The 20413-nt window shown below is 55.0% G+C and carries 23 protein-coding genes and 1 pseudogene; 12 read left to right on the top strand and 12 right to left on the bottom strand.

Going from position 1 to position 20413, the window contains the following annotated elements:
* Positions 1-184: 184 nt before the first annotated feature.
* Positions 185-1723: a type IV secretory system conjugative DNA transfer family protein gene (locus tag ACQQ2Q_RS22405; RefSeq protein WP_428189322.1), complete on the top strand. Its 1539-nt coding sequence runs from the start codon at positions 185-187 to the stop codon at positions 1721-1723.
* Here ACQQ2Q_RS22405 and mobQ read toward each other — a convergent pair.
* Positions 1720-2880 carry a MobQ family relaxase gene (gene mobQ, locus ACQQ2Q_RS22400; protein ID WP_428189321.1) on the bottom strand — a complete coding sequence of 387 codons (1161 nt, stop codon included), beginning with the start codon at positions 2878-2880 and terminating at the stop codon, positions 1720-1722. The genes ACQQ2Q_RS22405 and mobQ overlap by 4 nt on opposite strands.
* 178 nt (positions 2881-3058) lie before the next feature.
* On the opposite strand from mobQ, the gene ACQQ2Q_RS22395 reads away from it, so the two are divergent.
* Both ACQQ2Q_RS22395 and ACQQ2Q_RS22390 read left to right on the top strand, forming a co-directional pair.
* Positions 3059-3361: a hypothetical protein gene (locus ACQQ2Q_RS22395; RefSeq protein ID WP_428189320.1), complete on the top strand. Its 303-nt coding sequence runs from the start codon at positions 3059-3061 to the stop codon at positions 3359-3361.
* Positions 3362-3429: 68 nt separating this feature from the next.
* Positions 3430-4005 (top strand): hypothetical protein, encoded by a 576-nt coding sequence (locus ACQQ2Q_RS22390; RefSeq protein WP_428189319.1) that lies wholly within the window; start codon positions 3430-3432, stop codon positions 4003-4005.
* 176 nt (positions 4006-4181) lie between these two features.
* On the opposite strand, the gene ACQQ2Q_RS22385 is transcribed toward ACQQ2Q_RS22390, so the two are convergent.
* From ACQQ2Q_RS22385 to ACQQ2Q_RS22360, 6 genes and pseudogenes are all read right to left on the bottom strand, one after another.
* Complete coding sequence (locus ACQQ2Q_RS22385) at positions 4182-4511, bottom strand: type II toxin-antitoxin system HicB family antitoxin (RefSeq protein ID WP_428189318.1); 330 nt, start codon at positions 4509-4511, stop codon at positions 4182-4184.
* Positions 4508-4768 carry a type II toxin-antitoxin system HicA family toxin gene (locus ACQQ2Q_RS22380; protein ID WP_428189317.1) on the bottom strand — a complete coding sequence of 87 codons (261 nt, stop codon included), beginning with the start codon at positions 4766-4768 and terminating at the stop codon, positions 4508-4510. Before ACQQ2Q_RS22380 ends, ACQQ2Q_RS22385 begins: the two co-directional genes overlap by 4 nt.
* A gap of 526 nt (positions 4769-5294) precedes the next feature.
* Positions 5295-6383 (bottom strand): replication protein RepA, encoded by a 1089-nt coding sequence (locus ACQQ2Q_RS22375; protein WP_428189316.1) that lies wholly within the window; start codon positions 6381-6383, stop codon positions 5295-5297.
* A gap of 57 nt (positions 6384-6440) precedes the next feature.
* The gene (locus ACQQ2Q_RS22370; protein ID WP_428189315.1) at positions 6441-6755 is read right to left on the bottom strand and encodes a hypothetical protein; all 315 of its coding nucleotides are present in this window, start codon (positions 6753-6755) and stop codon (positions 6441-6443) included.
* Complete coding sequence (locus tag ACQQ2Q_RS22365) at positions 6752-7483, bottom strand: AAA family ATPase (protein WP_428189314.1); 732 nt, start codon at positions 7481-7483, stop codon at positions 6752-6754. Before ACQQ2Q_RS22365 ends, ACQQ2Q_RS22370 begins: the two co-directional genes overlap by 4 nt.
* Positions 7484-8020: 537 nt before the next feature.
* A pseudogene (locus ACQQ2Q_RS22360) lies at positions 8021-8793 on the bottom strand (IS5 family transposase).
* A gap of 376 nt (positions 8794-9169) precedes the next feature.
* On the opposite strand from ACQQ2Q_RS22360, the gene ACQQ2Q_RS22355 reads away from it, so the two are divergent.
* The gene (locus tag ACQQ2Q_RS22355; RefSeq protein WP_428189313.1) at positions 9170-9784 is read left to right on the top strand and encodes a hypothetical protein; all 615 of its coding nucleotides are present in this window, start codon (positions 9170-9172) and stop codon (positions 9782-9784) included.
* 32 nt (positions 9785-9816) lie between these two features.
* On the opposite strand, the gene ACQQ2Q_RS22350 is transcribed toward ACQQ2Q_RS22355, so the two are convergent.
* On the bottom strand, positions 9817-9972 hold the full coding sequence (locus ACQQ2Q_RS22350; protein WP_428189312.1) for a hypothetical protein: 156 nt from the start codon (positions 9970-9972) through the stop codon (positions 9817-9819).
* On the opposite strand from ACQQ2Q_RS22350, the gene ACQQ2Q_RS22345 reads away from it, so the two are divergent.
* Together ACQQ2Q_RS22345 and ACQQ2Q_RS22340 are read left to right on the top strand one after the other, a co-directional pair.
* Positions 9959-10276, top strand: coding sequence for a hypothetical protein (locus ACQQ2Q_RS22345; RefSeq protein WP_428189311.1), 318 nt, complete (start codon positions 9959-9961; stop codon positions 10274-10276). The genes ACQQ2Q_RS22350 and ACQQ2Q_RS22345 overlap by 14 nt on opposite strands.
* Before the next feature lie 38 nt (positions 10277-10314).
* Positions 10315-10692, top strand: a complete 378-nt coding sequence (locus tag ACQQ2Q_RS22340) for a hypothetical protein (protein ID WP_428189310.1) — start codon at positions 10315-10317, stop codon at positions 10690-10692.
* 87 nt (positions 10693-10779) lie between these two features.
* Here ACQQ2Q_RS22340 and ACQQ2Q_RS22335 read toward each other — a convergent pair whose 3' ends face one another.
* The 4 genes from ACQQ2Q_RS22335 to ACQQ2Q_RS22320 all read right to left on the bottom strand — a co-directional run bounded on the left by ACQQ2Q_RS22335 (position 10780) and on the right by ACQQ2Q_RS22320 (position 14830).
* Positions 10780-11325, bottom strand: a complete 546-nt coding sequence (locus ACQQ2Q_RS22335; protein WP_428189309.1) for a hypothetical protein — start codon at positions 11323-11325, stop codon at positions 10780-10782.
* A gap of 650 nt (positions 11326-11975) precedes the next feature.
* Positions 11976-12935, bottom strand: a complete 960-nt coding sequence (locus ACQQ2Q_RS22330) for a tyrosine-type recombinase/integrase (RefSeq protein WP_428189308.1) — start codon at positions 12933-12935, stop codon at positions 11976-11978.
* A gap of 9 nt (positions 12936-12944) precedes the next feature.
* On the bottom strand, positions 12945-13577 hold the full coding sequence (locus ACQQ2Q_RS22325; RefSeq protein WP_428189307.1) for a hypothetical protein: 633 nt from the start codon (positions 13575-13577) through the stop codon (positions 12945-12947).
* A gap of 317 nt (positions 13578-13894) precedes the next feature.
* Entirely contained in the window at positions 13895-14830 is a 936-nt protein-coding gene (locus ACQQ2Q_RS22320) for a hypothetical protein (protein ID WP_428189306.1), read from the bottom strand.
* Positions 14831-15081: 251 nt separating this feature from the next.
* Here ACQQ2Q_RS22320 and ACQQ2Q_RS22315 point away from each other — a divergent pair, with 251 nt between their 5' ends.
* From ACQQ2Q_RS22315 to ACQQ2Q_RS22290, 6 genes are all read left to right on the top strand, one after another.
* Positions 15082-15426, top strand: coding sequence for a helix-turn-helix domain-containing protein (locus ACQQ2Q_RS22315; protein ID WP_428189305.1), 345 nt, complete (start codon positions 15082-15084; stop codon positions 15424-15426).
* A gap of 922 nt (positions 15427-16348) precedes the next feature.
* A complete protein-coding gene (locus ACQQ2Q_RS22310; protein ID WP_428189304.1) occupies positions 16349-16753 on the top strand; it encodes a hypothetical protein in 405 nt (134 codons plus the stop codon).
* A 6-nt stretch (positions 16754-16759) separates the two neighbouring features.
* Entirely contained in the window at positions 16760-16930 is a 171-nt protein-coding gene (locus ACQQ2Q_RS22305) for a hypothetical protein (protein ID WP_428189303.1), read from the top strand.
* A gap of 112 nt (positions 16931-17042) precedes the next feature.
* Complete coding sequence (locus ACQQ2Q_RS22300; protein WP_428189302.1) at positions 17043-18512, top strand: hypothetical protein; 1470 nt, start codon at positions 17043-17045, stop codon at positions 18510-18512.
* Positions 18509-19309 (top strand): hypothetical protein, encoded by an 801-nt coding sequence (locus ACQQ2Q_RS22295; protein WP_428189301.1) that lies wholly within the window; start codon positions 18509-18511, stop codon positions 19307-19309. The genes ACQQ2Q_RS22300 and ACQQ2Q_RS22295 overlap by 4 nt, the downstream gene beginning before the upstream one ends.
* Positions 19310-19983: 674 nt before the next feature.
* The coding region (locus ACQQ2Q_RS22290) for a hypothetical protein (protein WP_428189300.1) at positions 19984-20413 on the top strand (430 nt) is incomplete at its 3' end.

The following is a 20413-nucleotide window of genomic DNA, read 5'->3' as shown; positions in this document are numbered from 1 at the left end:
CCATTACGAACTTACAATGCGCGAGCGGGATCTCGAACGTGTGCTGAGAGATGAACGCGCGCGCGAAGACGATGAGCGCCTGCGCTCCGCAGCCACCCAGGAACGGCAAAAGGACCGAACGCCCCAGCGTTGATGAACGTCTAGGCATTCGATTTGACCGGAAACCAAACACGGGAGACCCTTCATGGAAATGATGTCCTTGTTTTTCCGCCTGGTGAGCTTCCTGCTCTATGGCCTTCTCCGTGCCGCCTGGTGGGTGATGGTGTTCCTGACCGCCGGCGCGGTCAATATGCTTCGCTCCCGCTCCCTAACCTTCGGAAGCGCTCGCTGGGCGCGGCTCCATGAATTACTCTGGGGCGGCGTCCTTGGCGGGAATGGCATCATCGTTGGCAAGAGCTGGGGGCGATTTCTGCGCTTCAACCAGGACGGCTACGCCCTCCTATTCGCGCCGATGCGCTCGGGCAAGGGCGTGGGTGTGGTGGTCCCAAACCTGTTGACCTACAAGGGGAGTATCATTTGCACCGACCCTAAGGGCGAAAACAGCGCGGTCACCGCCCGTCGCCGCCGACAACTTGGGCATGTCGTCACCTTGAACGCCATTAATCCCGAATGGTCAGACAGTTTCAATCCTCTGGATATGGTGCGTATCGGCGGTTTTCACGAAGCCGACGACGCTCTGGAGCTGGCAAAATTGCTCGTCATCCCGGATTCGTCCAACGGTGGTCACTGGGATAATCGGGCAACCCAGCTGCTCCAGGGCCTCATCCTCTACACCTGCTTGCAGTATGCCGCGACGCCAGAGTTACGCACCCTCTCAAAGGTGCGCAGCTTGGTCACCCTCGGCGCCGAAGGGCTGGCACCGCTAATGGAAGACGCCAAGACCCTGGGCTCGGCATCCCTGCGCGAATTCCTGGTCTCCTTCGAGAAGATCGCCGGCAGTGATGAAGCGCGCTCGATCTTCTCGAATGCGGAGAAAGCCATGGCCGTATGGTCTGGCGATCGGCCGGCCGGCTTGATCAGCCAGAAGAGCACCTTCGATTTCCGAGACTTCAACCGCAAGACCATGACCTGCTTCCTGATGGTCGACGAGGAGAAGTTGCCCATCTACGGAGGATTCCTCCGCATGATGATGGGTTGCGCCATCATGGCCATGACGCGCGCCAAGAGCGAAGAGCCGCCGAAGATTCCGACCCTGCTCCTGCTCGACGAGGCCGCCGCCATGGGGCGCATTGAGCCGCTGGAAACCGGTGTCGGCTATCTGGCCACCTATGCTCGCATGATCCTGGTGTTTCAGGATCTCGACCAGCTGAAGCGCACCTACGAAAAGTCCACGTCGATGATCGCCAATGCGGGCTGCAAGATCGCCTTCGGCGTCAATGATATCGAGACCGCGCGCATGCTGGCGGACAGCATTGGTCAAACCACCGTCACCAGCCATTCGGCGGGCCAGTCGCAGCGCTCGACCGACATGTTCGAGCGTCAGCGCAATCAGGGCGCCAACGAGGCCGGCCGCTTCCTGATCGATCCCTCGGAGATCATGCGGTTGTCGCGCAAGAAAGCTCTGATCTTCTTCAACGGTCCGGTGCGCCATCCGGTCCTGGCGCGGAAAATCCAATATTTCAAGGTCTGGCGCTGGCGCGGCATGTGGGACCAGTGGCGCCCGCGCTCCGCGAAAATCGTCCCCCTGCTCACACCCCCGAAGAATGTGGATCGCGCCGCTTAGTCGCGGCGCCGGCCTGCAAACAAATGGTGCTCTCGCACTCGGAGAAGACTGCGATGCCTGTCCATTCGGCGCTTTCGGATATGAAAAAGCCCAGCCAGAAGCTCCTCGATGACGCGTCCCAGCGCTTCGCTGCGCTGGACATGCTTCCTGGCGATTGCCTGTCTGTAATCCATGCCAAGAGCCAGGCGCATCGCCGGCACGTTCGCGAGGCGAAGGCTGCGCAAGTGGCGCTCCCGCACCCGAACCGCTTGGCGCTCCAGTTTATCGACCAGGTCGTAGGTGCGCTTAACGTTGCCGGCGACGATGGACGCATTCCACACTGGCCGGCTTCCCTGGTCGAATACCGGATACTCCACCGGCCGGAAGCGACGTTCTGCTTGGCGAGCACTGCGAAACACGCCACCGCTCGGCCGTGCGGTGCTATCCTGTCGCTCCCGGCTCTCCGGCCGCGCATCATTACGCAGAATGCGGCGGGCCCGTCGGCCCATATGCACCTCCGGCGCACGGTCAAGCGCGAGCGCAGCCGGTCGGTCACCTCGCCGCTCCGCGTCCTGGCGCTGCTCCCGCAAACGCCTGTGATCCACGCGCTCGCGGCCGCCGGCACGTTCGAGTGCCCGGTTCTGGTGAAGGCTCCAAGCTTCTCGCCACGCTTTAAGCAACGTGTCGGAGTTCCATGCGCGGGTCTTGACGGCGCCCAAGCCGTCGCCCCGCGCCTGGCGCAGCGTCAGCAGCACATGCGCATGAAAATTCCGGGGATCGTCACCCTTCTCCGGCACGGGCTCATGCAGGGCAATATCCGCCACCATGCCGTGGCGCACGAACTGCTCGCGGACGAAGCCGCGTACCAGCTCCAACCGCTGCGCGGCCGTCAGCTCATGCGGAAGTGCCATGTTGATTTCCCGTGCGAGCTGGGCGTCCTTGCGCTTTTCCAGGGCTTCCACGTGGTTCCACAAGACCTGCCTGTCAGCAAGCCATGGCGCCGCTCCCTCGGGCAGGACGATCTCACTGTGGGCGACACCGCGCTTCCGCAAGAAATCGTGCTCGCGGCCGCTCCGCTCGTCGCGCAGGCGAGCGCCGGCACGATAGGCTGCGGCGGCAACAGAGGAATGTCCTGCCTTCCGACCGATGATCTGAGCACTGAAGTGATAGGACGGCACGAATTCCCCACTGGTGAAAATAGCCCGGTAGGGCTTCCGGTCCGGCGGATTGCCACAACCCTGTGGCAGCCGGAGCACCTATGTTGCAGAGCAATGTACAAGTGCGCTGTTAGAAAAACAACCGACCCTTCCACTAATGAGTCACTTTCCTGCAACGTCCCCGAAAGGAACCACTGCAATGCCTGTGTCCTCAAAGCTTCTTCCGAACATTGCTTTCATGATTGGCGCGGTACTAGCCTTGGCTTTTGCCGCCGACTGGCTCGCCGGATGGCTCGGTTACCGCTCAATGCTCTTCTGCTGGCTGTTGGAGCCCATGATGGCGATTTCCTACGCACTCGGCGTTTTCCTCATGGTCACCGGCCTCATCGTCTGGGCCTTCACCTTTTTCCGCAATGAGAAGCCGGCGCTCGTTGCCCTGGGAGGACTGATGCTGACGTTCCTGCCGCAAATCTTACCCTTATATCTGGGAGTCACCTGCTAGGCCAAGTTCACATTGCCTATTGTGGACACCTCATTGAGGTGCTATCATTGAGGAATAGGAGTTACTCAATGAGTTTATCAAGTGCTGAGTTACGTGAAAAGATAACTGCTCTGGACCTGTCGCGAGCGGATTTTGCCCGCTGGCTTCAGGTATCGCCTGGCGCAGTTGCTCAATGGCTTTCGGAAGCCCGATCAATTCCGGGCCCCGTAAACGCATTCCTGAAACTATTCGATAGTCTGCCGCCCTCCTTGCAACAACGGCAGCTCTTCGAAATCAAGAAAGGCAGTTCCGAAATGGAAGGCATGTACGTTATCGAATTCGCGGGTAGCGCTGGCCAAGGCGGCGCCACTCTTACTTTTAAGAATGGTGCTGTTTATGGTTTTGACTTGGGCGGCGGCATCTACGATGGTCGCTATGGCCCGAGTAGCAGGCCTGGCATGACCCAGGTTGAAGTCGCGGTGAAAATGCCGGCAGGTCAACCAAGTGTCATCCGTGGCATTGTTCAACCTTTTGACTGGACGGTCCTGGCAGCAGCGGAGATCCCGACGAATTGCCGGGAAGCAACGGTCGCGGTCACGACCAACATGGGTGAAGTCGTAAACGCAAACTTCGTTCGAATGCGCGGCGTGCCTATGGCTGCTTAACCAGGGGGCGAGCCCCCTGGACCCCCCTCGTGGCTCATTCCGCCGGAGTGCCCACGGTACCCCGAGGATATTTCTAAAAGGGTTAGGATGGGTTTCAGAGCACAGAACGGCCCACACAGCATTCCATCAGCAAAAACGCTTCTGAGGGCCTCCTGTGAGCCTCTGAGGCGCTGTTGCTAGCCAACCGCCCGCTCAAGAGTGGATGTCACCCATTTGTTGAGACTGACCCCTGCTCGCTTGGCGGCGACAGTCAGAGCTTTGTGCAAGCTCGGCTCGGCTCGCACCACGAATTGCCCGGAGAACGGCTTTTCCGGTTCTTCGCCACGCTCAGAGCAAAAGGCCAGATAATCCTCGACGGATTCCGCGAAGGCCTTCTTTAACTCGGCCGCCGATGTGCCCTGGAAGGTGATCACGTCGCGCAAGTTAATCACCTCGCCGTGAAAAATCTCAGCCTCTTCGTCGAACTCTACGACCGCCTCATAGCCTTTGTAATGCATCATGGTCATGGTTGTATCTCCGCTTCAGTCAGAAAGCGCCGCATCGATTTCACCGCGCCCTTATCCGTTTCTTTTTGCGGATGGGGCCTGTGAAACACGGCTCGGACGCCATTTAAGGCGATGCGCACACGCGACCCCTGCCCTTCGGTGATTTCTGCACCGCAGGCTACCAGCATTGCCTCAATATCACGCCAAACAATTCCGGCGCGGACGGGTTCGGCAAAGATGGCTTCAAGGGTTGCTCGATGCTTCCTGCTTAATTCCATATAGTATCACTTTCCAGTATCATCAACAAGATTCCTGACAGCATAGCGCATCGGGCTGAGTTCTGCGATTTCGATGCTCACGAAGACGGCAGTTACGGCTTGGCCTGGGAGGGAAGATGTGATTCAATTCGGTCACGGTACAGGCTGGGAAGCCGATGACCGTAAAGGGTTAGGATGCCACCAGGGAAAGCCTTGGTGGCATTCGCCGTTTGAGACCCTTCTTTTTCATTTTTTAAAGACAAAAATTTCAAATTCTCATTTTTAGAAATTCGGGATTCTTTTTAGAAAAAGATGTTCCGTAATTATCAGCAATGTTCAGTATCTATATATAGGCGCGACCGATTCAGCGTAAAAGCGCGACCGATTCAGCGTAAAGGGCGCGACCGATTCAGCGTGAAATTTCCGGCAAGCGCGACCGATTCAGCGTGGAGGCGCGACTGATTCAGCGTAACCGTCGCGCTAAGACATTGATTCATTTGAAATCGAATCGCCGCAAGGGCGCGACCGATTCAGCGTAGCTAAGTGGTTATGGTTTCACGGGAATTTTCGTGGAACGTTTGGCCGGAATCGCCAATGCCTGAGCGTCAGCTGGTTTCAGTTTCAGCCCCTTCTCGCCCAATGAAGCGGGCAATTTGGGGAACACCTCGCCGATGTGCTTCAGCTCTTCGGCAAATTTGGCGCGGAAGTCACGTTCGCGGCTGTAGCCGTCCCCAAACTGTTCTTTCAAGGCACTCCAACTGATCATCAGCGGCTCCTCCAGCCCGTAAATCCGGTGACTGAGCCAATAGTAGATATCAATCTTGCGCGGGGAGCCTGAGAAGGCCCGTATAGCATGGACGTTGACCGGCAAGGCGTGCTTGCTCAAGGTATCGTAGAAATCCCGGCTGAACGTGATTGTGCTCGGCCACAGCATCCGCTGGTCTGGGTTTTGGGGGAACCAGACGTCCAGCGAAGCGAACGGCTGGGTATTGATGGTTGTCGCGTGCCCCGCACCATCGGTCATGCCGATTTTCATATTGCAAGCCGCCAAGGCGTTCACCTGTTGCTTGAAGGCGGTAAGCGTGCCGCGCGGGCCGCCGGTCGCTTCAAAGCCCATCTTGTTGAGAAAAGCGGTCAGGCTGTCCTCGATGTTGATGGTCGGCGATTTCTGGCGGATGGCCTCGCTGCAAAGGTGGAGAAGCAGAAGCCGCGCACGCGATCCATAGGGCAACGGTTGGGGTACCCACTCCCCTTGGGGCGAGAGAAGCTCTCCAGCCTTGATGAGGAGCTTCATACGCCCCTGCTCGCTCTGATAGGTGCGTTCTTCAATCGGCTTCTTGGTGTAAGGTAGGCCACATAGGGCGAGAACGCTGTGAATATGCCGAAGGTTCTGCGCATCATTACCCTTCGACGTTTCCAACATGTCGCGTGCCTTGGCGCGGCGTCCTTTATCTCGAGGCAAGCTGGCTATCTCGACGGCGCGGGCTTCGGCTGCCGCGTCCCGGCGCTCCTGCTCTTCGATCAGCAATTTCACCTCAAGCTCAAACATTTTAGGGATGAGGGTGCGCCCACGATGGCGCGCCAATTCCTTGCGGAGGTCAGTGTCTTTTATCAGGGATTCGTCGTTGGTGCTCATGAGTTGGATGCTATCTGATTTGGTTGGAAGGCCCTACCGGCCACATGCTTTGCCGCGCTACTTTTCGGTGCCGTCAAGCAGGGCCTCGATGGCCTCACAGTAGGACGCGCCGCCATTGGCATCGCAATAGGCTTTCAGGCGGTCGATGATCCGTTTAGGTCCAGTGACGGTCAACCGGTCTTGCGGCTCTTTTCGCTTGGGGCCAGGTTTGCGGCGGGTTCCTGCATCACGGGACACAAAGCCGAGATCCTGACCGGCCTGCAACACGCGGCTTATGTCAGCGGCGGGCTTTTCCGTCCTCTGTACGGGCGGCAGTTTCACGGTGCCCGTCCCGACTGCGCCGGAATCGGTTTTGTTGAATCCGTAGCTCATGCGGCGGCCTCCTGCTGGGTGATGTGGTTCACAACGTCTTGTGTGAAGTCTTTGGCGTTCTGAATGGCGGATTCCAGTGGCTTCAAAGCACGTTCCTGCTGGGAGATGGTACTGCCCTCGACGCTGCTGCGAGCCTGTTCAAGCAATTCTCCGAGCAGGGAGCCCTCGCGAAAGATGCGGGTGTAAGCCGCGCGCCGCACAATAGCGGTCGGTAGAACCGGAATATCGGCGGATTCCGTCTCCTTGCGTACGTCCTTTTCGTCGCTGGTCTGAAATGCAGCGTTGACCCGCGTCAACAGTAGCGCGTGCCCAATGGCCTTGTTCATCATACGGCCGGTATTCTGTATGAGCTGCACAGCCCGTGCGGCTTGCCGCGCTTCCATGGGTGTGGGTTCAAACGGAATCAACACAAGGTCGGATTGGCTGATGGCATAGGTCACGAGATTGGACGCGGTGCCTTCAAGGTCGATAATCAGATAATCGGCCCTGCCCCTGATGCTCTCTACCGTATCAAGAAAGTCCGCTTCAGTCGGAACGGGTCTGACCAGAAAGGGCACCTCCCTCCCCTGTTCGCCGCGCTGCGCAGCCCATTGCATGATATTCTGGTTCGGGTCGCAATCAAGAATGGCTACCGTGCCTCCGGCCTGATGAATTTGTTCCGCCAGCAACATGGCGGAGGTTGTTTTGCCGGAGCCGCCCTTAGGGTTGGCAAAGGTGATGGTGAACATGGCGCGTCCTCTATTTCTGGTGGCATTGTAAGCGCGAATGTTAAAAATATCATTAACATTAATTTCAACTCCAACATTAACGTTAGCGTTAAAATTAACTCCGAATACTTAGGTTGCGGATAAAGACAAAAAAATCATGCGATTAAGGTTGTTGCGGAGGGAGCTCTTTGCGGTAGACATCGCAAACGCGCCTGAAATCGTGGGGGAGGGAGTGTGGCGCTATTCCCTCAATCATCAGAGGAAATAGCGTTGATTTGCGAGCGCCTGCCAGCATAGGTTGTTTTATCGGGTGGGTTAATCGTATTTCGGAAGAGACAGCCGCGATCCATTGTTACAAATAAGTACCAATATTGTGCTGCCATCTGGGGGCAAAAAACTATATGTACAGGCTATATCAGGCTGGTGGCGTTCAATCACCAGTACTTTTTCAATTGGATTATCATCCCCCGATGGTACACCGGAAGAGACATACGTATCTCCGGGTCTTGTCTCTATTATGGTTCCGCCGAAAGCGAGGATACGCAAGGGGCGAAGCCCCTAGGACGCGGACTCATTAGCTGACGCGATCCAAATCCTCGTCGCGGCAAGTTTGAGCCCGGCAAGGTAATTGTCTGCGCGTCTGTCGTAGCGCGTTGCCATACCACGCATCTGTTTGATGCGATTGAAGAAACGCTCCACCAGATTGCGCTGGCGATAGACCCAGCGGCTGAAGCTGAAGGTCTGTTTGCGATTGGCTTTGGCGGGGATATTAGCCCAGCACTTGCGTTGCTTGGCAAAGTTACGGATCGCGTCGGTGTCATAGGCCTTGTCGGCAAGTAGGGTCGATCCGGGTTGGATGTCACTCAGCAGCTTCTCGGCCATGGGAGCATCGGCGGCCTGACCCGCGCTCAATTCCAGTCGAACAGGCAAACCATCAGCATCGACGAGCGCGTGGATCTTTGTCGTCAGGCCGCCACGCGAACGTCCCATGCAAGGATCGGCAGATCCCCTTTTTTTGCGTTGGCACCATGCTGGTGAACGCGAACACAGGAGGAATCGATCATGACAATCTCTCCGGCATAGTGCCTTGAAACAGCGCCAAGGAGGCGATCCCATACGCCCGCCCTACGCCAGCGCGAGAAGCGATTGTAGAGTGTGGTGCGCGGACCATAGCGCTCCGGCACATCACGCCAGGACGAGCCGGTTCGAAAGCGCCACAGGATACCATTGATCACTCGGCGGTCGTCTACTCGCTCAACTCCACGGCTGTTGGTCGGAAGCAAGGGCGCGATAACCGCCCATTCCTCGTCGGTTAGTTCGTGACGGCGCATGACAATCTCCTTTCCCGGAAATTGAATCACACACCGCTACCGACATGAACCCCCGTTATGGGGACACGGCCTAGCTCTGTTCTTGTCATGGGCGATGTTTGTTCACGGTTTGCCAGCAGGCCCTTTTTTGAACGGGATTAGGGGTCGAAACCATCGCGAAGGCCTTGCTTTTCAAGGCTTCCGGCCGGATATCACATTTGTTCTTCCATTTAGTAGCACCCAGCCACATGCTTAACCTACGGAGAGACAGATAAACTCTGACCAGTGGAACAAGTTTCGGAATATCATCGCTACCGCTTGTAGTCTCGATGATCTGCAAACGACGGTCTGGAAAAAGCAGACGGATGTTTTAAAGCAGGCCTTTGTAGCGGCGGCCATGATTGCGACCTATGGAGAGAGAGCGGTTTTTATCGACGGCCGTATTAAAACGAACCTGATCGCGGTGGCGGCCGAAGACGGCAACATCAAGAGGTTTTTTAATCGTCTCTTCCACGACAAGGGTGTGGACTGGCAACGCCTGGTCTACTTCCAGACCGTCTCGACCCGAAGATGGGGTGAAAAGCGCAAGCGCGGCATTGCCAACCTCCATTTTCATGCTCTGGTGATCCTGCCGGAGCGCCAGAGCAATAAGCAGATCCGCGCCACGCTCGAAACCGTCTTCGGGAAGGCCGGAAACATGGGCGGCACCTTCAATGACCTGAACCTGAACGAGGGAAAGCGTAGCCGTAAGGTGCCGATTGAGCGTCTGCGGTGTAACCGGCGAGCCAAGGGCCTCGCCCGAGGCATCCCCTCGAATTTTAACTTCAAGGCTGCGCTCTGCGACCATGTTTCCATGGATGCCGGGCGCCGGGTGTTCCTCGCTTGGCTCAAGGAAGAGCGCGAGCTGGAACGTCAGCGCAAGATCATCGTAGCCCGCGAGCGGGTTGCCATCGGCGCGAAAAAGGACAGGGCTACCGATTTTGATAGCCCTGCTCATCTCGTCAATAGATGATCACGTAGTGATATCGCAGACCGACGACTGATCTAAATCAGAATCCGTTCCACCTCGTCCAAGCTCACGTCATCGCTGCGACGGTCATAAAGCTGCGTCGTACGTGTCGAGCTATGATTGGCCATCTGCGCCGCCTTTTCGAGCGTGCCGCCGTTCTTCAGGTAGGCCGTCGATTTGTCAGATTTCACACCAGGAACGTCTCGCAAACCGCAAAAAGAAATCACCGAGACGGCCGCCAAAGCTTCAGGTTTTAAGAGCAGAGAAGTTAAACTAGTAGATGTCGCCGAGACAAAGGCACCTGAAGCTCAGCGCAGGCGTCGCACAGGGCGTAACCAGCAGATCAATATCAAGACTAAAGCAGAGGCAATAGAAGCCTTTTATGCTGTTGCAGACGCCGATAACTGGGACTTGGTGAAACTCTTGAGAAGGCAATTGCATTTCTGGAGAATGCGCGCGAAAATAGAAAAAACTAGACTTAGTTTCTATGTTTGATAGTGTTTCATGCACTATATACAAAATGGGAGACGGAAATGCAGCGTATCTATGAAGTGGTAAGCGCCCAGGTTTCCTTTGCAAAAAGCAATCCTGTTCAAATAATCGTTTACGCAGAAGGGACAGTACCTACATCTGGTTGGAAAAATCCAAGCCTAGGAGCTTGGCTATACATTTCACCACCAGATGACGGTATTCAAGACTTTGATTTCGTTGCTGAGGCTCCAACTGGAATTGTGTTACCCAAAATTTCGCCGATTGCAGCTCAAAATACGGTTGCAGTTGATCCGGATAACTACTGGGGACATGGGCTGCCTTTAAGAGGCGTTCGTATCCACGCTCGCAACGGAGCTTTCGACGCATTTCCTATAGAAGTAGCCAGCGAGAGCTCGGTGCCATGGCCATGGGCTTGGTAAGTCCCATCAAGCCCACGTCGCTGATGGTTCGCCTTATCAGTGTGAGTACACACACACACTGAATTCGTTCATGTTGAGAGACATGGATCAAGCCGCAGACTTTGCGACTTTAGCGGGAGGGGGGATCAGGCTCTCATCGTCGATCTCAACCGACCGAGCCACCAGAGCGTTGAACTTGTCCTGGCGAATGCCTTTCCCCGCAGCATGGAGGTCCCGGATGATATGATAAGGGTTCAAAAGCAGCGCGTAGCTGCAATCTCCTGAAGATCCAGCCGCGAGCTTGATAAAACCCATCTCAGCGAGAAGCTTGAGGCGCACCTTCCAGGTCCTGACAGCCCGCTGACCGCTAAAACCAGAATGGAACGCAATTTCCTCCTGCTTCGATAAAACAACAAAGTTGTCATCGAACGTCCGACACCACAGTTCAAGATAGGTGCCGGACACAGGCTGGCCACCAGCAAGATCATCCATGATGCCCAGCATCAACGGCATAGCCTTAGGTAGCGTCGTGAACCCGTTATAAATTTGTCGAGTCCATAATAAATCGTCTTCGTTTGTCTCGAGATCGAGATCAGACCATAGCCTGTTGCGAAGCTCTAACTGTCTTTTGGCAATCTTTTTACGCGGAGCCATCTTTTTGCTATCCTTATAACGTATGCTAGGTGTGGACCCCAGCTGGGTTGTGCTCACTGCCAAGTGATAGATCCCGGATCGACGGCGGTAGGAGTCGTCGATCCGGGCCTCAGCCTTCAAATGGCTGGGTTTGGAGGCCAGCCGGCATTCCAGCGTCGATTCAACAGGTTTGGACCCCGCCAATGCGATTCACTGGGTATTAGGTGGCTAGGTTTGGACGCCAGCCGAGTCATTGCTCACTGCCACGAGATCAGAAGGTTTGGACACTCCCGAACAACGCTTCTCAATGACAACCAAAATATAGATACTTTTATCAATAAAATCAAGGTCTTAGGTTTCCGTGACTGCACCTTAGATGTTCGCAATTACCGTAAACTCAATAAATATTATTACATAAAAAAATGAAACTAGATACCATATTGCGCAGTCCGCTAATTTTATTATATAGTGATTTCCGATGGTTATCAGCGCATTGCTATGCTCGTGCGTCATCATGTGCTCACACGTGCTCGACGTGCTCACCCATCCTCAGGGAAATTTACCGCCCCGCCACTCCTTTGGCGAACCCAACTTCTGTGAAGAAAGTGCCCCAGCACGAGGGACTTAAATCCCCTTTTCGACAGCGGTCATTAGACGACACGTCTGCATCCTCAAATGAGAATTCTCTCAACTTCGTCTAAGTTAATGTCGTCACTACGCCGGTCATAGAGCTGCGTCGTCCTGGTCGAACTGTGGTTAGCCATGTGCGCCGCCTTCTCCAGCGTGCCGCCGTTTTTCAGGTAGGCGGTGATACCCGTCGCCCGGAACGTATGACAACACACGTCTGTGTCGATTCTGGCGGCCTCGGCACGGCGTTGGATCATGGCATAGGCATTGGCTTGGGGCAGGGGAGTTTCGGATAGCGCGCCCGTTCCCCGGCCAATCGTCCGGAACAATGAGCTGCGCGGATGATCCCGCAGGCCTCCGGCTTCCATGTAATCGTCCAGGTAGGCTTCTAGCGTGTGGTGACAGGGCATCTCATGGCGCTTTCCGCCTTTCTCGTGCAACCGTACCCACAGGCGGCGGTTCTGCACGAACACATCGCGGACCTCCATCGACAACGCCGCGCCAATACGGGCAAAGGAATAGGTCATCAGCCCAATCAGTGCCCGGTCGCGTTTCCCTGACATGGTATCGGCCGGAATGGTCGCCAGCAGGTGCCGCGCCTCCTCGGGCGACAAGACCGGTGTCTTGCCCTTCTTCGTCGAATACGACGGCCCGCGCACAGCATGTGCCGGGTTGCTCGGCATAACCTGGCCCGTCACCATCCAATCGAACAGATGCCGGATGGCCGCGAGGCGAAGTTTCACGGTCGGAACGGCGTGCCTTTGGCCTAGCTCTTCCACCCATGCTGCTACGTGCACCGGCTGAACAGCGGGGAGGGCGGGTACGCCGCGCTGCTCGCACCAGGTCATGAAGTCCACCGCCGCCCGCATGTACGCCTTGCGGGTGTTCAGGTTGCGGATCGCCGCCGTGAAAAACTCGACGAACCGCATCCGACCGGAATTCGGCAAGTGACCAATCAGCTCGGGGAGCTTGATACCTTGGGGCAGAGGGATGAGCTGGTTCATTCTAATCCTCTAGGGCGCCGTCCGGGAACCCGTTCCAACGATTTCAGGGCGAAAACGGTCTTCCACGGTCTTCAAGGTCTCATTGATACGGTTGCCAATTTGGTCGTTTTCTTCCAAACCCTCCCATACGTCTGCTTCGAGCCTTTCCTGACGTGATACGTTTCGATCATTGGTATTCCTGGGGTCTAACTGCATGAGCATTCGTGCCGATACGGCAATGCGATTGTTGATCTCATGAATTACATCATAGGGTTTCGCAGCCTCGACACCAAAGGCTGCGATAACTCGATAACGACGCGCCCGTATACGACTGAAAAACTCAGCATTGTCGCTAAGCCGCTTTAACGGCACGTAGAATGTATCTCGATGACCGCGCAAATCTTCTGGATCAACGTCGCGGCCAGGTCTTGTTTCACTTTCATGGCTATAAGCCATCGGTGATCTGACCCAACGCAACACGTCTCGCGCCTCGTAAAAATCAGCCAGAACTTCTTCAGCTAGCTCCATTCGACGACGACCGACCATTTCGGTGCGCCAAGCGGTCAAACCTTTATAACCTTGATATGCAGCAAATCCAGCCGCTCCGCCCATTACGGCGTCACCAACAGCAGATATCCAGTCCGGCACGCTTCCCCAGTCCATAGCTCCCCCCTATATATGATAAAGGACATTATCACATATAGGGGGGGAGGAAAAAGAGAGCAGGTTAGCTAAAAGGCCTCAGAAGCTCGATTACTTCAATTGACAAGGTAAACTTTGTTTACTATACATACGATGTATCTGGAAGAAACAAAGGACACCGATATGCCTCTCTACATCGAACTCATTCTGGCTGGCTGTTACATCTTTCTGGGCATCAGCCACTTTCATACGATTCTGAGCCATTCCGGCTGGCTCTAAATTGCCTGGACTTTAAAAAAGGCGGGTCCAAACCCGCCTTTTTTGTTTTGGGCAATTCATCAATTCAGATGACGCGGCAGATCCCGGCTTGAAGTGCTTATCCACCCAAGAGTAGCACCTCTCAGTAGGTCTTGATCCAAACCACACAAATCATCATTTTCGAATGTGGCTTCAGAGTGCACCAAATAATCCAGCGAAGTTACGGCACTTGATTGGCTCGACATCAAACCTCTATCGAATTCGAAAACAGTGCGCACAGAGGAGGCCAACGGATTGTTCCGATTGAGAGAAAGCCAATCGCTCACACCAATAGGGCTCACTTTCCATAGCAAGGCATCATAATTTCCGGCCATAGCGGAAAATAGATCATAGGTCGAACCTATAGAACCAATTGACGTTGCCGCATAACGACCATAAAGGCGCACCTCCCCCTCAGACGAAAAGCGTAAGTATTCATCCACTCTATATAAATGATTTTTTATTATTCTAAATAATATTAACGCACCAATCTTAATACATCCATCGTACGAATAATCATCATATGATGAATTGCGTTCTAACACCTCTACACTATCATTATATTTAGTAGACGAAATCCAAGCACCAACCTTTTTAAGGCCATCACATGCAAAGTTTATTCTTGCAATTGGGTGTTGTATAAACTCGTAATTATCGTTTGCTGAAAAGGACCTGATAGAAATAGCCTGCGGGCCAGAAGGGGGAAGAGAAGAGGGATCAACCTCAATGCAGACAATATCAATCGTGTCCTGGCAGATGCCGTAGGTAATCTTCACGCCCCATTTGGTGAGGGACTTGGAGTACGTTGAGAAAAGGGAGCATCCTTCCATAAAAGGATTATCGTTGGCGCGATGATCCTCCATCGCCACCAACTCATTCACTACCCGGCACACCAGGTTTTGCAGCTTAAAACTCAACGACTGAAACTGGCGCTCGGCCAGATCAGTATAGTTCAAACTCGGGCTTTCCTGCGTCATGAATAATACTCCATCGCGCCTGGGCGTTCAGCCCTTATAAATTTCCGAAATCCAACAAAGGCTAATTTGACAAACTTACTCTCGAAAATCAACGCAAAAAATATTAGAAACAATCGCAAACAAAAGAAAAAATTATAAAAAGCTATTTTTTATTGACAAAGGAAACAAAGTTTATAAGATGCATATATCTTCGAACGGCGGCACTTCGTGCCTACGAACGACATTCCGCGAAAAAAAATAGGAGGCTGGCGATGGCCGCACCGCAAACCAAGATCGACAATATGGATCGTTGGTATCTCGACGGATTGGCTGGCTTTATAAATGCGATCGAATTAGCTGACAAAAACAACCAGCTCGACGATCTGAAAAACTTTGCCGAGGTACTGAATTGGAGCTTCTCAAAATTTGGACTTGCGGCCTCAGAGCTTGCCGAAGATGAGAAGATCAGCAAAGCTGCTATCAGCAAATGGGTCAACGGACATGCCTTGCCGTCCGCACCAACCAGAAAAACCGTTATAAACTGGATTAAAGGCAAGTTACAGGAGCAACGTGATGGCCTCACTGCAACTCCATCGCGAATGTCCCAAATGAATTAGTTATCCAGAGCCCGCACGAGCGGGCTCTCTTGCTAATACGATTGGATCGGATCCCACACTCATCCTTTGACTATGCGGCTACCCCACACGCGTCGGCGAAGTCATGTTCCAATCTGCCGCCCGCCCTGCATAATCCCGGTGGCGCAACCAGCCAGCCATCGTGATCAGAGCCGGAAAACTCTAATTCCCGGCGGTCCAAGGTTTGGTCTCAGAGCACATCCAAAGGCGCATACGTGATATCTGCTTGATGCAAAGCTGCCACAGTAACTTTTTTTCTACACTTGCCACAAAATCAACAACTGACCGGCGTTTACGGGTGGTTGACACCCCTGGGCCAAAGGCGTTCAAAGAACGCATGAGTATTCAACTAAGAGACATTGCGCAGCGGCGCTTGTTGGGGGCTTTTAGCCCCGCGCAGTCGGACTCACCCTAAATTCTGGACCCCTCGGATGAACAATCCGGGGGGTCTTTGCATTAATGATTTGACAAGGATTTTATGTTCTTGTTACGTTCCAGTTAGTGAAATCTAAATTTTTAATTTCGGATGCACTAACTTAAGAAAACGCAGAAGCCGTAAAGACGAATCCAAACGCCTTTTCAGAGACAGCTTCTGCGTGATTGGCAATTGAGACACAACCTCTTTGCCAATCACCCTATCTGAGCGACGGCTGTTAGGCCGTCGCTCTTTTTCGCTAAATCTTGGCGATTCCCCATTGACTACCCCTCTCCCCTCCATGTCATGATCCTTTCACGAGACAGTTGTCTCCAGGCGACTAAACATCGCTGCGGCCGTACCGAAGCCAGTTGTGCACGGGTCCAAACCGTGTGGCTCCGAACAGGTTGTCTCTGAAAAGGTGGCGGGCGCGAATGCCGCCACCACTCCGGATAACAGAGCGCTGCGTGCGCCACATAGGAGTGTGTCATGACCGAGATTCCCCCCGAACACCAATTCAAGAATGCCCAACGTGTCTGTACTAAACGTGATGACCCTTACGGCCAGAAATTCCAAGCAGTAACCTCCCCGGCCAAGGCCATTCGCCCGGGTAAGCTTCTGAGCCACGGATTCCCGTGCAAGGCCGGTCGCGCGTTCGCTATCATCGCCTTCGGCCACGAACCTTACGCGGTTTACCCTATTGGCCTCCAGGATCGTGACGGTTTCCTGCCGTTCCCACAGTCGGCAGAGCTCTCCCCGACCGGCGATCGGGAATATCCCTGGGAGCTCATCGCGAAACGGCCCTTTCGCAACATCCGCGATGTGATCGATGAAGCCGAGACCTGGGTGCGCATCAAGATCGATGGTCAACCCGCAGTGTCCAACAGGCGTTAGTGCACCATGCTACTATTCAGTCATTCCTTGAACTCGGACAAAGTTCAAGAGCTGGATGCAGCACGTCACGAGCTTGAAGTTGCTCATCAACGCTACCTCAAGGCGCTCGATAAGTGCTTTCAGCATCAGGAACAACGTTCCTACGACGAATGGGGCGATCAGTCAGAAGAAGATTGATCGCCAACAGGGAGGCGACGGGTGTCGCCTCCCACTTCCCTGAAAATTAGCTAGCACTCATGGCGGCCCCACACGAGGTCGCCTTTTTTACCCGCGTGCGTGGAGAAGCAAGATGAGCGTCCTTTCCTCCTTCGGTAATCGCCGAAGTTCCCCCTACGGCTCCCTCGCTATACCGATGGAGACCGCCTACATCACCACAGAATCCAACCGGCTCCTGGTAAATCGAAACATGCAGGAGCGCATGCACAAGGCAGCAATTCAAGGCGGCGACGACAGCGCACCCAACCAGGTGATACGTGAAATCTACGCCGACGCCGGCGACCGTCTCGGCCGAGAAGCCCAAGAAGCCAGCAAGGATATTGAGGGCTTCCTTTCGCAGATCAGTGACGTCGAGGGACTTGATCCCGAACTTCGGTTCGCAAGCGTTGAAAGCACCCTGATCAAGGTCCAACGTCCGCGTGAAGATGACGCTGTCGCCGCCAAGAGCGATGAGGTCAAGCATCGGCACCAACTGAATAGGTTCAAGGCAGTCCGTGGCATTGCCCGCGAGCCAAACGAACCGACCATCATGATGACCATATTCATCATGAGTCTCTTTATCAGCCTTGAACTTGCGACCGGCTTCTACCTCTACCGGGACGTCGAAGCCGATGTTCCAGCGGCGGTTATGCTGTCGCTTTTGATCGTGGTGGCGACCTCCACTGCAGCGTCGCTGACCGGCTTTTTTGCACTTCGCCATGCAGTCCACGGATACCATCGGATAGAACGTGTTGCCGGCACGATTGGCACCCTAGTGGGCCTATTTATCATTATCTATCTCGCTCTGCTGGTCTCCCACGACCGCGACCAGTTGGCGGCATTTGATCCGGATCAGTCCTTCATTCGGCGCATGGATTGGGGAATTATCTTCCATCCGTCGGAATGGTTCCATTTCCAGACCCTTGAAGGCCCAGCGTTCCTGATCATTCTGCTAGTCCTAGGCATTCTGTCCCTGTGGAAGAGCTACAGTGGTTTCAGCGATCCGATCCCAGGCTACACCCGCCACCATGAAAACTGGCGGAATGCCGCGAACGGCGCTGACGATCGCGTTCGTGACCTTCGTGATGCGCTTCGAGCACCGATCGAGCGCGAAGAACAACTTCTTGATCAGGAGATCGCCGATAATAAGAACATTCTCCGCAACGCGCAACAAATGGCCAAGGCAGCTGTAATGCGTGAACAGCGCTATCGAGACAGCTCCGCCGTGGTGATCGCCATCATCAACACGGCGATTACCAAGGCGCAAGAAGCCTATCTCGAAATACGCCCGCAGAAGCCTGCCTATTTCGATCAGTTCTTGTCTGCCAACGATATCAGGCCACTCTCCACTCCTACTGCAGTCGTAGTGGAAAAGGAAAAGGCCATAGCTGATGTGGTCGCGCAAAACGCAACCCACGCTCAAAGCCTGAAGGTTCGCCTAAACACGTTCTTTGGTGAGGCTGACAAGCGACTGCAGGCGTATCTAGATAATCTTGAAGAACTAGGAAGCCGGCGCTTACACCGCGAGCGGACCATTCCTAATATCGACGGAGAGCCGTCATGAGCAAAAAGGTTCTTCTCGGGCTCGGGATTGCGGCAGTGGCGGCCGTCACGATTGGAAGTTTCGGAGCCACCGTGCTCACTGCCAAGCCGGCGGACACAGCGAAGAGAGCATCCAACGGCTGCACCCTCGACCGGCGTCCCGTCAGTACCACAGTAATGCTCGTGGACTTCACCGACGCGCCGACGGCCGCAAACATTTCGCAGTTGGAGCGCATCTTTCGGGATCTCCGCCAATCGATCCCGAAGGATGGAAAGGCCATCGTTGCGCTCTTGGACGTGGCGGCTGAAAGCAACCTGAGTATGGCACTTCAGGTATGTAATCCCGGCGCAAAGAACGGTGATTTTGCACCGCGCCCCGGCCCTTCTGTACAAGATCAACGGTGGCTCCAGAATTACTATAGGCCGTTCGACGAAGCCCTTAAGGCGGCGAAGACAAGCCCAACCTCCAGCGATCGCAGCCCGATCATGGAAGCCATTACATCTCTGACACAGCGCGCCGACTTTGATGGCGTGATCGCCAATCGCAAGCTGATCGTGGTTTCAGATGGACTTCAGCTAACGCCAAAGGTCTATTCCCAGTTCAAGGGCGGCGACCTCTGGAAGTCTTTCGAGAAATCCAGACTACCGGCGATGACACAAGCGGACCTGACGAATGTCGAGGTTACTTTCGTCTACCTGCTCCGTCCGGAATATGCCCAGCGCCAAACGGAAGCCCATCGAGCGTTCCTGCGCCGCTGGTTTGAGAGCCGAGGTGCAAGGTCGCTTGTGTTTCGCGGCATTCGTGAGGAGGGAAGTTGATGTGGACAATGCTCTTCTCGATGGCAAGCTGGATGCTGATGCTGGTCATCATGCTAGCCGGCGCGGTCATCATGGCCAGCCTTCGGATCACAATCTGGCTGCTGCCGGTTCTGTTCCGGGCAATTTCCGGCATACTCGGAGGCCTCCACCGGAATTTGACAAAATCGCCTTCAGCTTTTCCGCCGACTCGGCCGAGCGATGCGACGGCGCCTTCAACGCGGATCATTCAAGAACTGCCTGCCCACCGGCCTTACCGGAGATGATCTGTTCCCTGTTCGACGCGCCGCAGGCCGTCGAGCCCGCCCGTAGGGCGTCGGGGCGTTCCCCGTCCCGACGCCTCCAGAACAGCATCGCGCGCAGCGGAAGTCACCGAAGGGCCTAAACGAAGTGAAGGAGGGCAAAGCCCTTGACGGAGTGAGCACGTTGCTAACGGCCAACTAGGCGTCGTGCGGCCGTCGCCGCATGAGGCACCGCAGAAACCATTCGGTTCGCGCTTCAGCCTCCTGGTGTAACGGATCGTCTGGAAAGCGCTCCATGGCCCGCAACGCTGCAAGACGACTGGACTCGTGGTCGACGGGGAATTGTCGGTTACGCCGCACGACCCGCTCAAATTCGAGCAGGCTCTTCAACTCGGCGATCCACTGAAACATGCATCATCATGCTGGAGAACAATCATGTCGGCAAATGATTTCACACGATTTTTCATTGAAAGCGGCTTTGAGGAACTGTCAGTGGCTCGCAAAGCCGCAACTGAGCGCGTGCACCGGCTTCTCAGAAGCACGTTCGAAGATCCGGAACGCGCAATCGGCGCATACGACGGCCTCCTCGAAGCGCGTGGCTTGGAAGGAACCCTAGGCGTCCTTCAGAGTGACGACTTCTTCGGTCGGCATTGGCATTTCGGGTGGATGCGTGGTGGGCTTTTTGCGCGCGGCAACCGCCAAAAGGCTCGCGAGGCCCTCGACGAACTGCCTTCCGCTATCCGTGCCCATTACGAACTTACAATGCGCGAGCGGGATCTCGAACGTGTGCTGAGAGATGAACGCGCGCGCGAAGACGATGAGCGCCTGCGCTCCGCAGCCACCCAGGAACGGCAAAAGGACCGAA

Source organism: Agrobacterium sp. ES01, assembly GCF_050320885.1.
In the GTDB taxonomy this organism is placed as follows: Bacteria; Pseudomonadota; Alphaproteobacteria; order Rhizobiales; family Rhizobiaceae; genus Allorhizobium.
The sequence above is the reverse complement of the archived record's forward strand: the minus strand, read 5'-3'. Positions and strand labels throughout refer to the sequence as shown.

Excerpts from the sequence above, each read along its gene's own strand:
- ACQQ2Q_RS22405 (WP_428189322.1), top strand. The coding sequence starts at position 185 with ATGGAAATGATGTCCTTGTTTTTCCGCCTGGTGAGCTTCCTGCTCTAT.
- ACQQ2Q_RS22395 (WP_428189320.1), top strand. The coding sequence starts at position 3,059 with ATGCCTGTGTCCTCAAAGCTTCTTCCGAACATTGCTTTCATGATTGGC.
- ACQQ2Q_RS22390 (WP_428189319.1), top strand. The coding sequence starts at position 3,430 with ATGAGTTTATCAAGTGCTGAGTTACGTGAAAAGATAACTGCTCTGGAC.
- ACQQ2Q_RS22385 (WP_428189318.1), bottom strand. The coding sequence starts at position 4,511 with ATGACCATGATGCATTACAAAGGCTATGAGGCGGTCGTAGAGTTCGAC.
- ACQQ2Q_RS22380 (WP_428189317.1), bottom strand. The coding sequence starts at position 4,768 with ATGGAATTAAGCAGGAAGCATCGAGCAACCCTTGAAGCCATCTTTGCC.
- ACQQ2Q_RS22375 (WP_428189316.1), bottom strand. The coding sequence starts at position 6,383 with ATGAGCACCAACGACGAATCCCTGATAAAAGACACTGACCTCCGCAAG.
- ACQQ2Q_RS22370 (WP_428189315.1), bottom strand. The coding sequence starts at position 6,755 with ATGAGCTACGGATTCAACAAAACCGATTCCGGCGCAGTCGGGACGGGC.
- ACQQ2Q_RS22365 (WP_428189314.1), bottom strand. The coding sequence starts at position 7,483 with ATGTTCACCATCACCTTTGCCAACCCTAAGGGCGGCTCCGGCAAAACA.
- ACQQ2Q_RS22355 (WP_428189313.1), top strand. The coding sequence starts at position 9,170 with ATGATTGCGACCTATGGAGAGAGAGCGGTTTTTATCGACGGCCGTATT.
- ACQQ2Q_RS22340 (WP_428189310.1), top strand. The coding sequence starts at position 10,315 with ATGCAGCGTATCTATGAAGTGGTAAGCGCCCAGGTTTCCTTTGCAAAA.
- ACQQ2Q_RS22335 (WP_428189309.1), bottom strand. The coding sequence starts at position 11,325 with ATGGCTCCGCGTAAAAAGATTGCCAAAAGACAGTTAGAGCTTCGCAAC.
- ACQQ2Q_RS22330 (WP_428189308.1), bottom strand. The coding sequence starts at position 12,935 with ATGAACCAGCTCATCCCTCTGCCCCAAGGTATCAAGCTCCCCGAGCTG.
- ACQQ2Q_RS22325 (WP_428189307.1), bottom strand. The coding sequence starts at position 13,577 with ATGGACTGGGGAAGCGTGCCGGACTGGATATCTGCTGTTGGTGACGCC.
- ACQQ2Q_RS22320 (WP_428189306.1), bottom strand. The coding sequence starts at position 14,830 with ATGACGCAGGAAAGCCCGAGTTTGAACTATACTGATCTGGCCGAGCGC.
- ACQQ2Q_RS22315 (WP_428189305.1), top strand. The coding sequence starts at position 15,082 with ATGGCCGCACCGCAAACCAAGATCGACAATATGGATCGTTGGTATCTC.
- ACQQ2Q_RS22310 (WP_428189304.1), top strand. The coding sequence starts at position 16,349 with ATGACCGAGATTCCCCCCGAACACCAATTCAAGAATGCCCAACGTGTC.
- ACQQ2Q_RS22305 (WP_428189303.1), top strand. The coding sequence starts at position 16,760 with ATGCTACTATTCAGTCATTCCTTGAACTCGGACAAAGTTCAAGAGCTG.
- ACQQ2Q_RS22300 (WP_428189302.1), top strand. The coding sequence starts at position 17,043 with ATGAGCGTCCTTTCCTCCTTCGGTAATCGCCGAAGTTCCCCCTACGGC.
- ACQQ2Q_RS22295 (WP_428189301.1), top strand. The coding sequence starts at position 18,509 with ATGAGCAAAAAGGTTCTTCTCGGGCTCGGGATTGCGGCAGTGGCGGCC.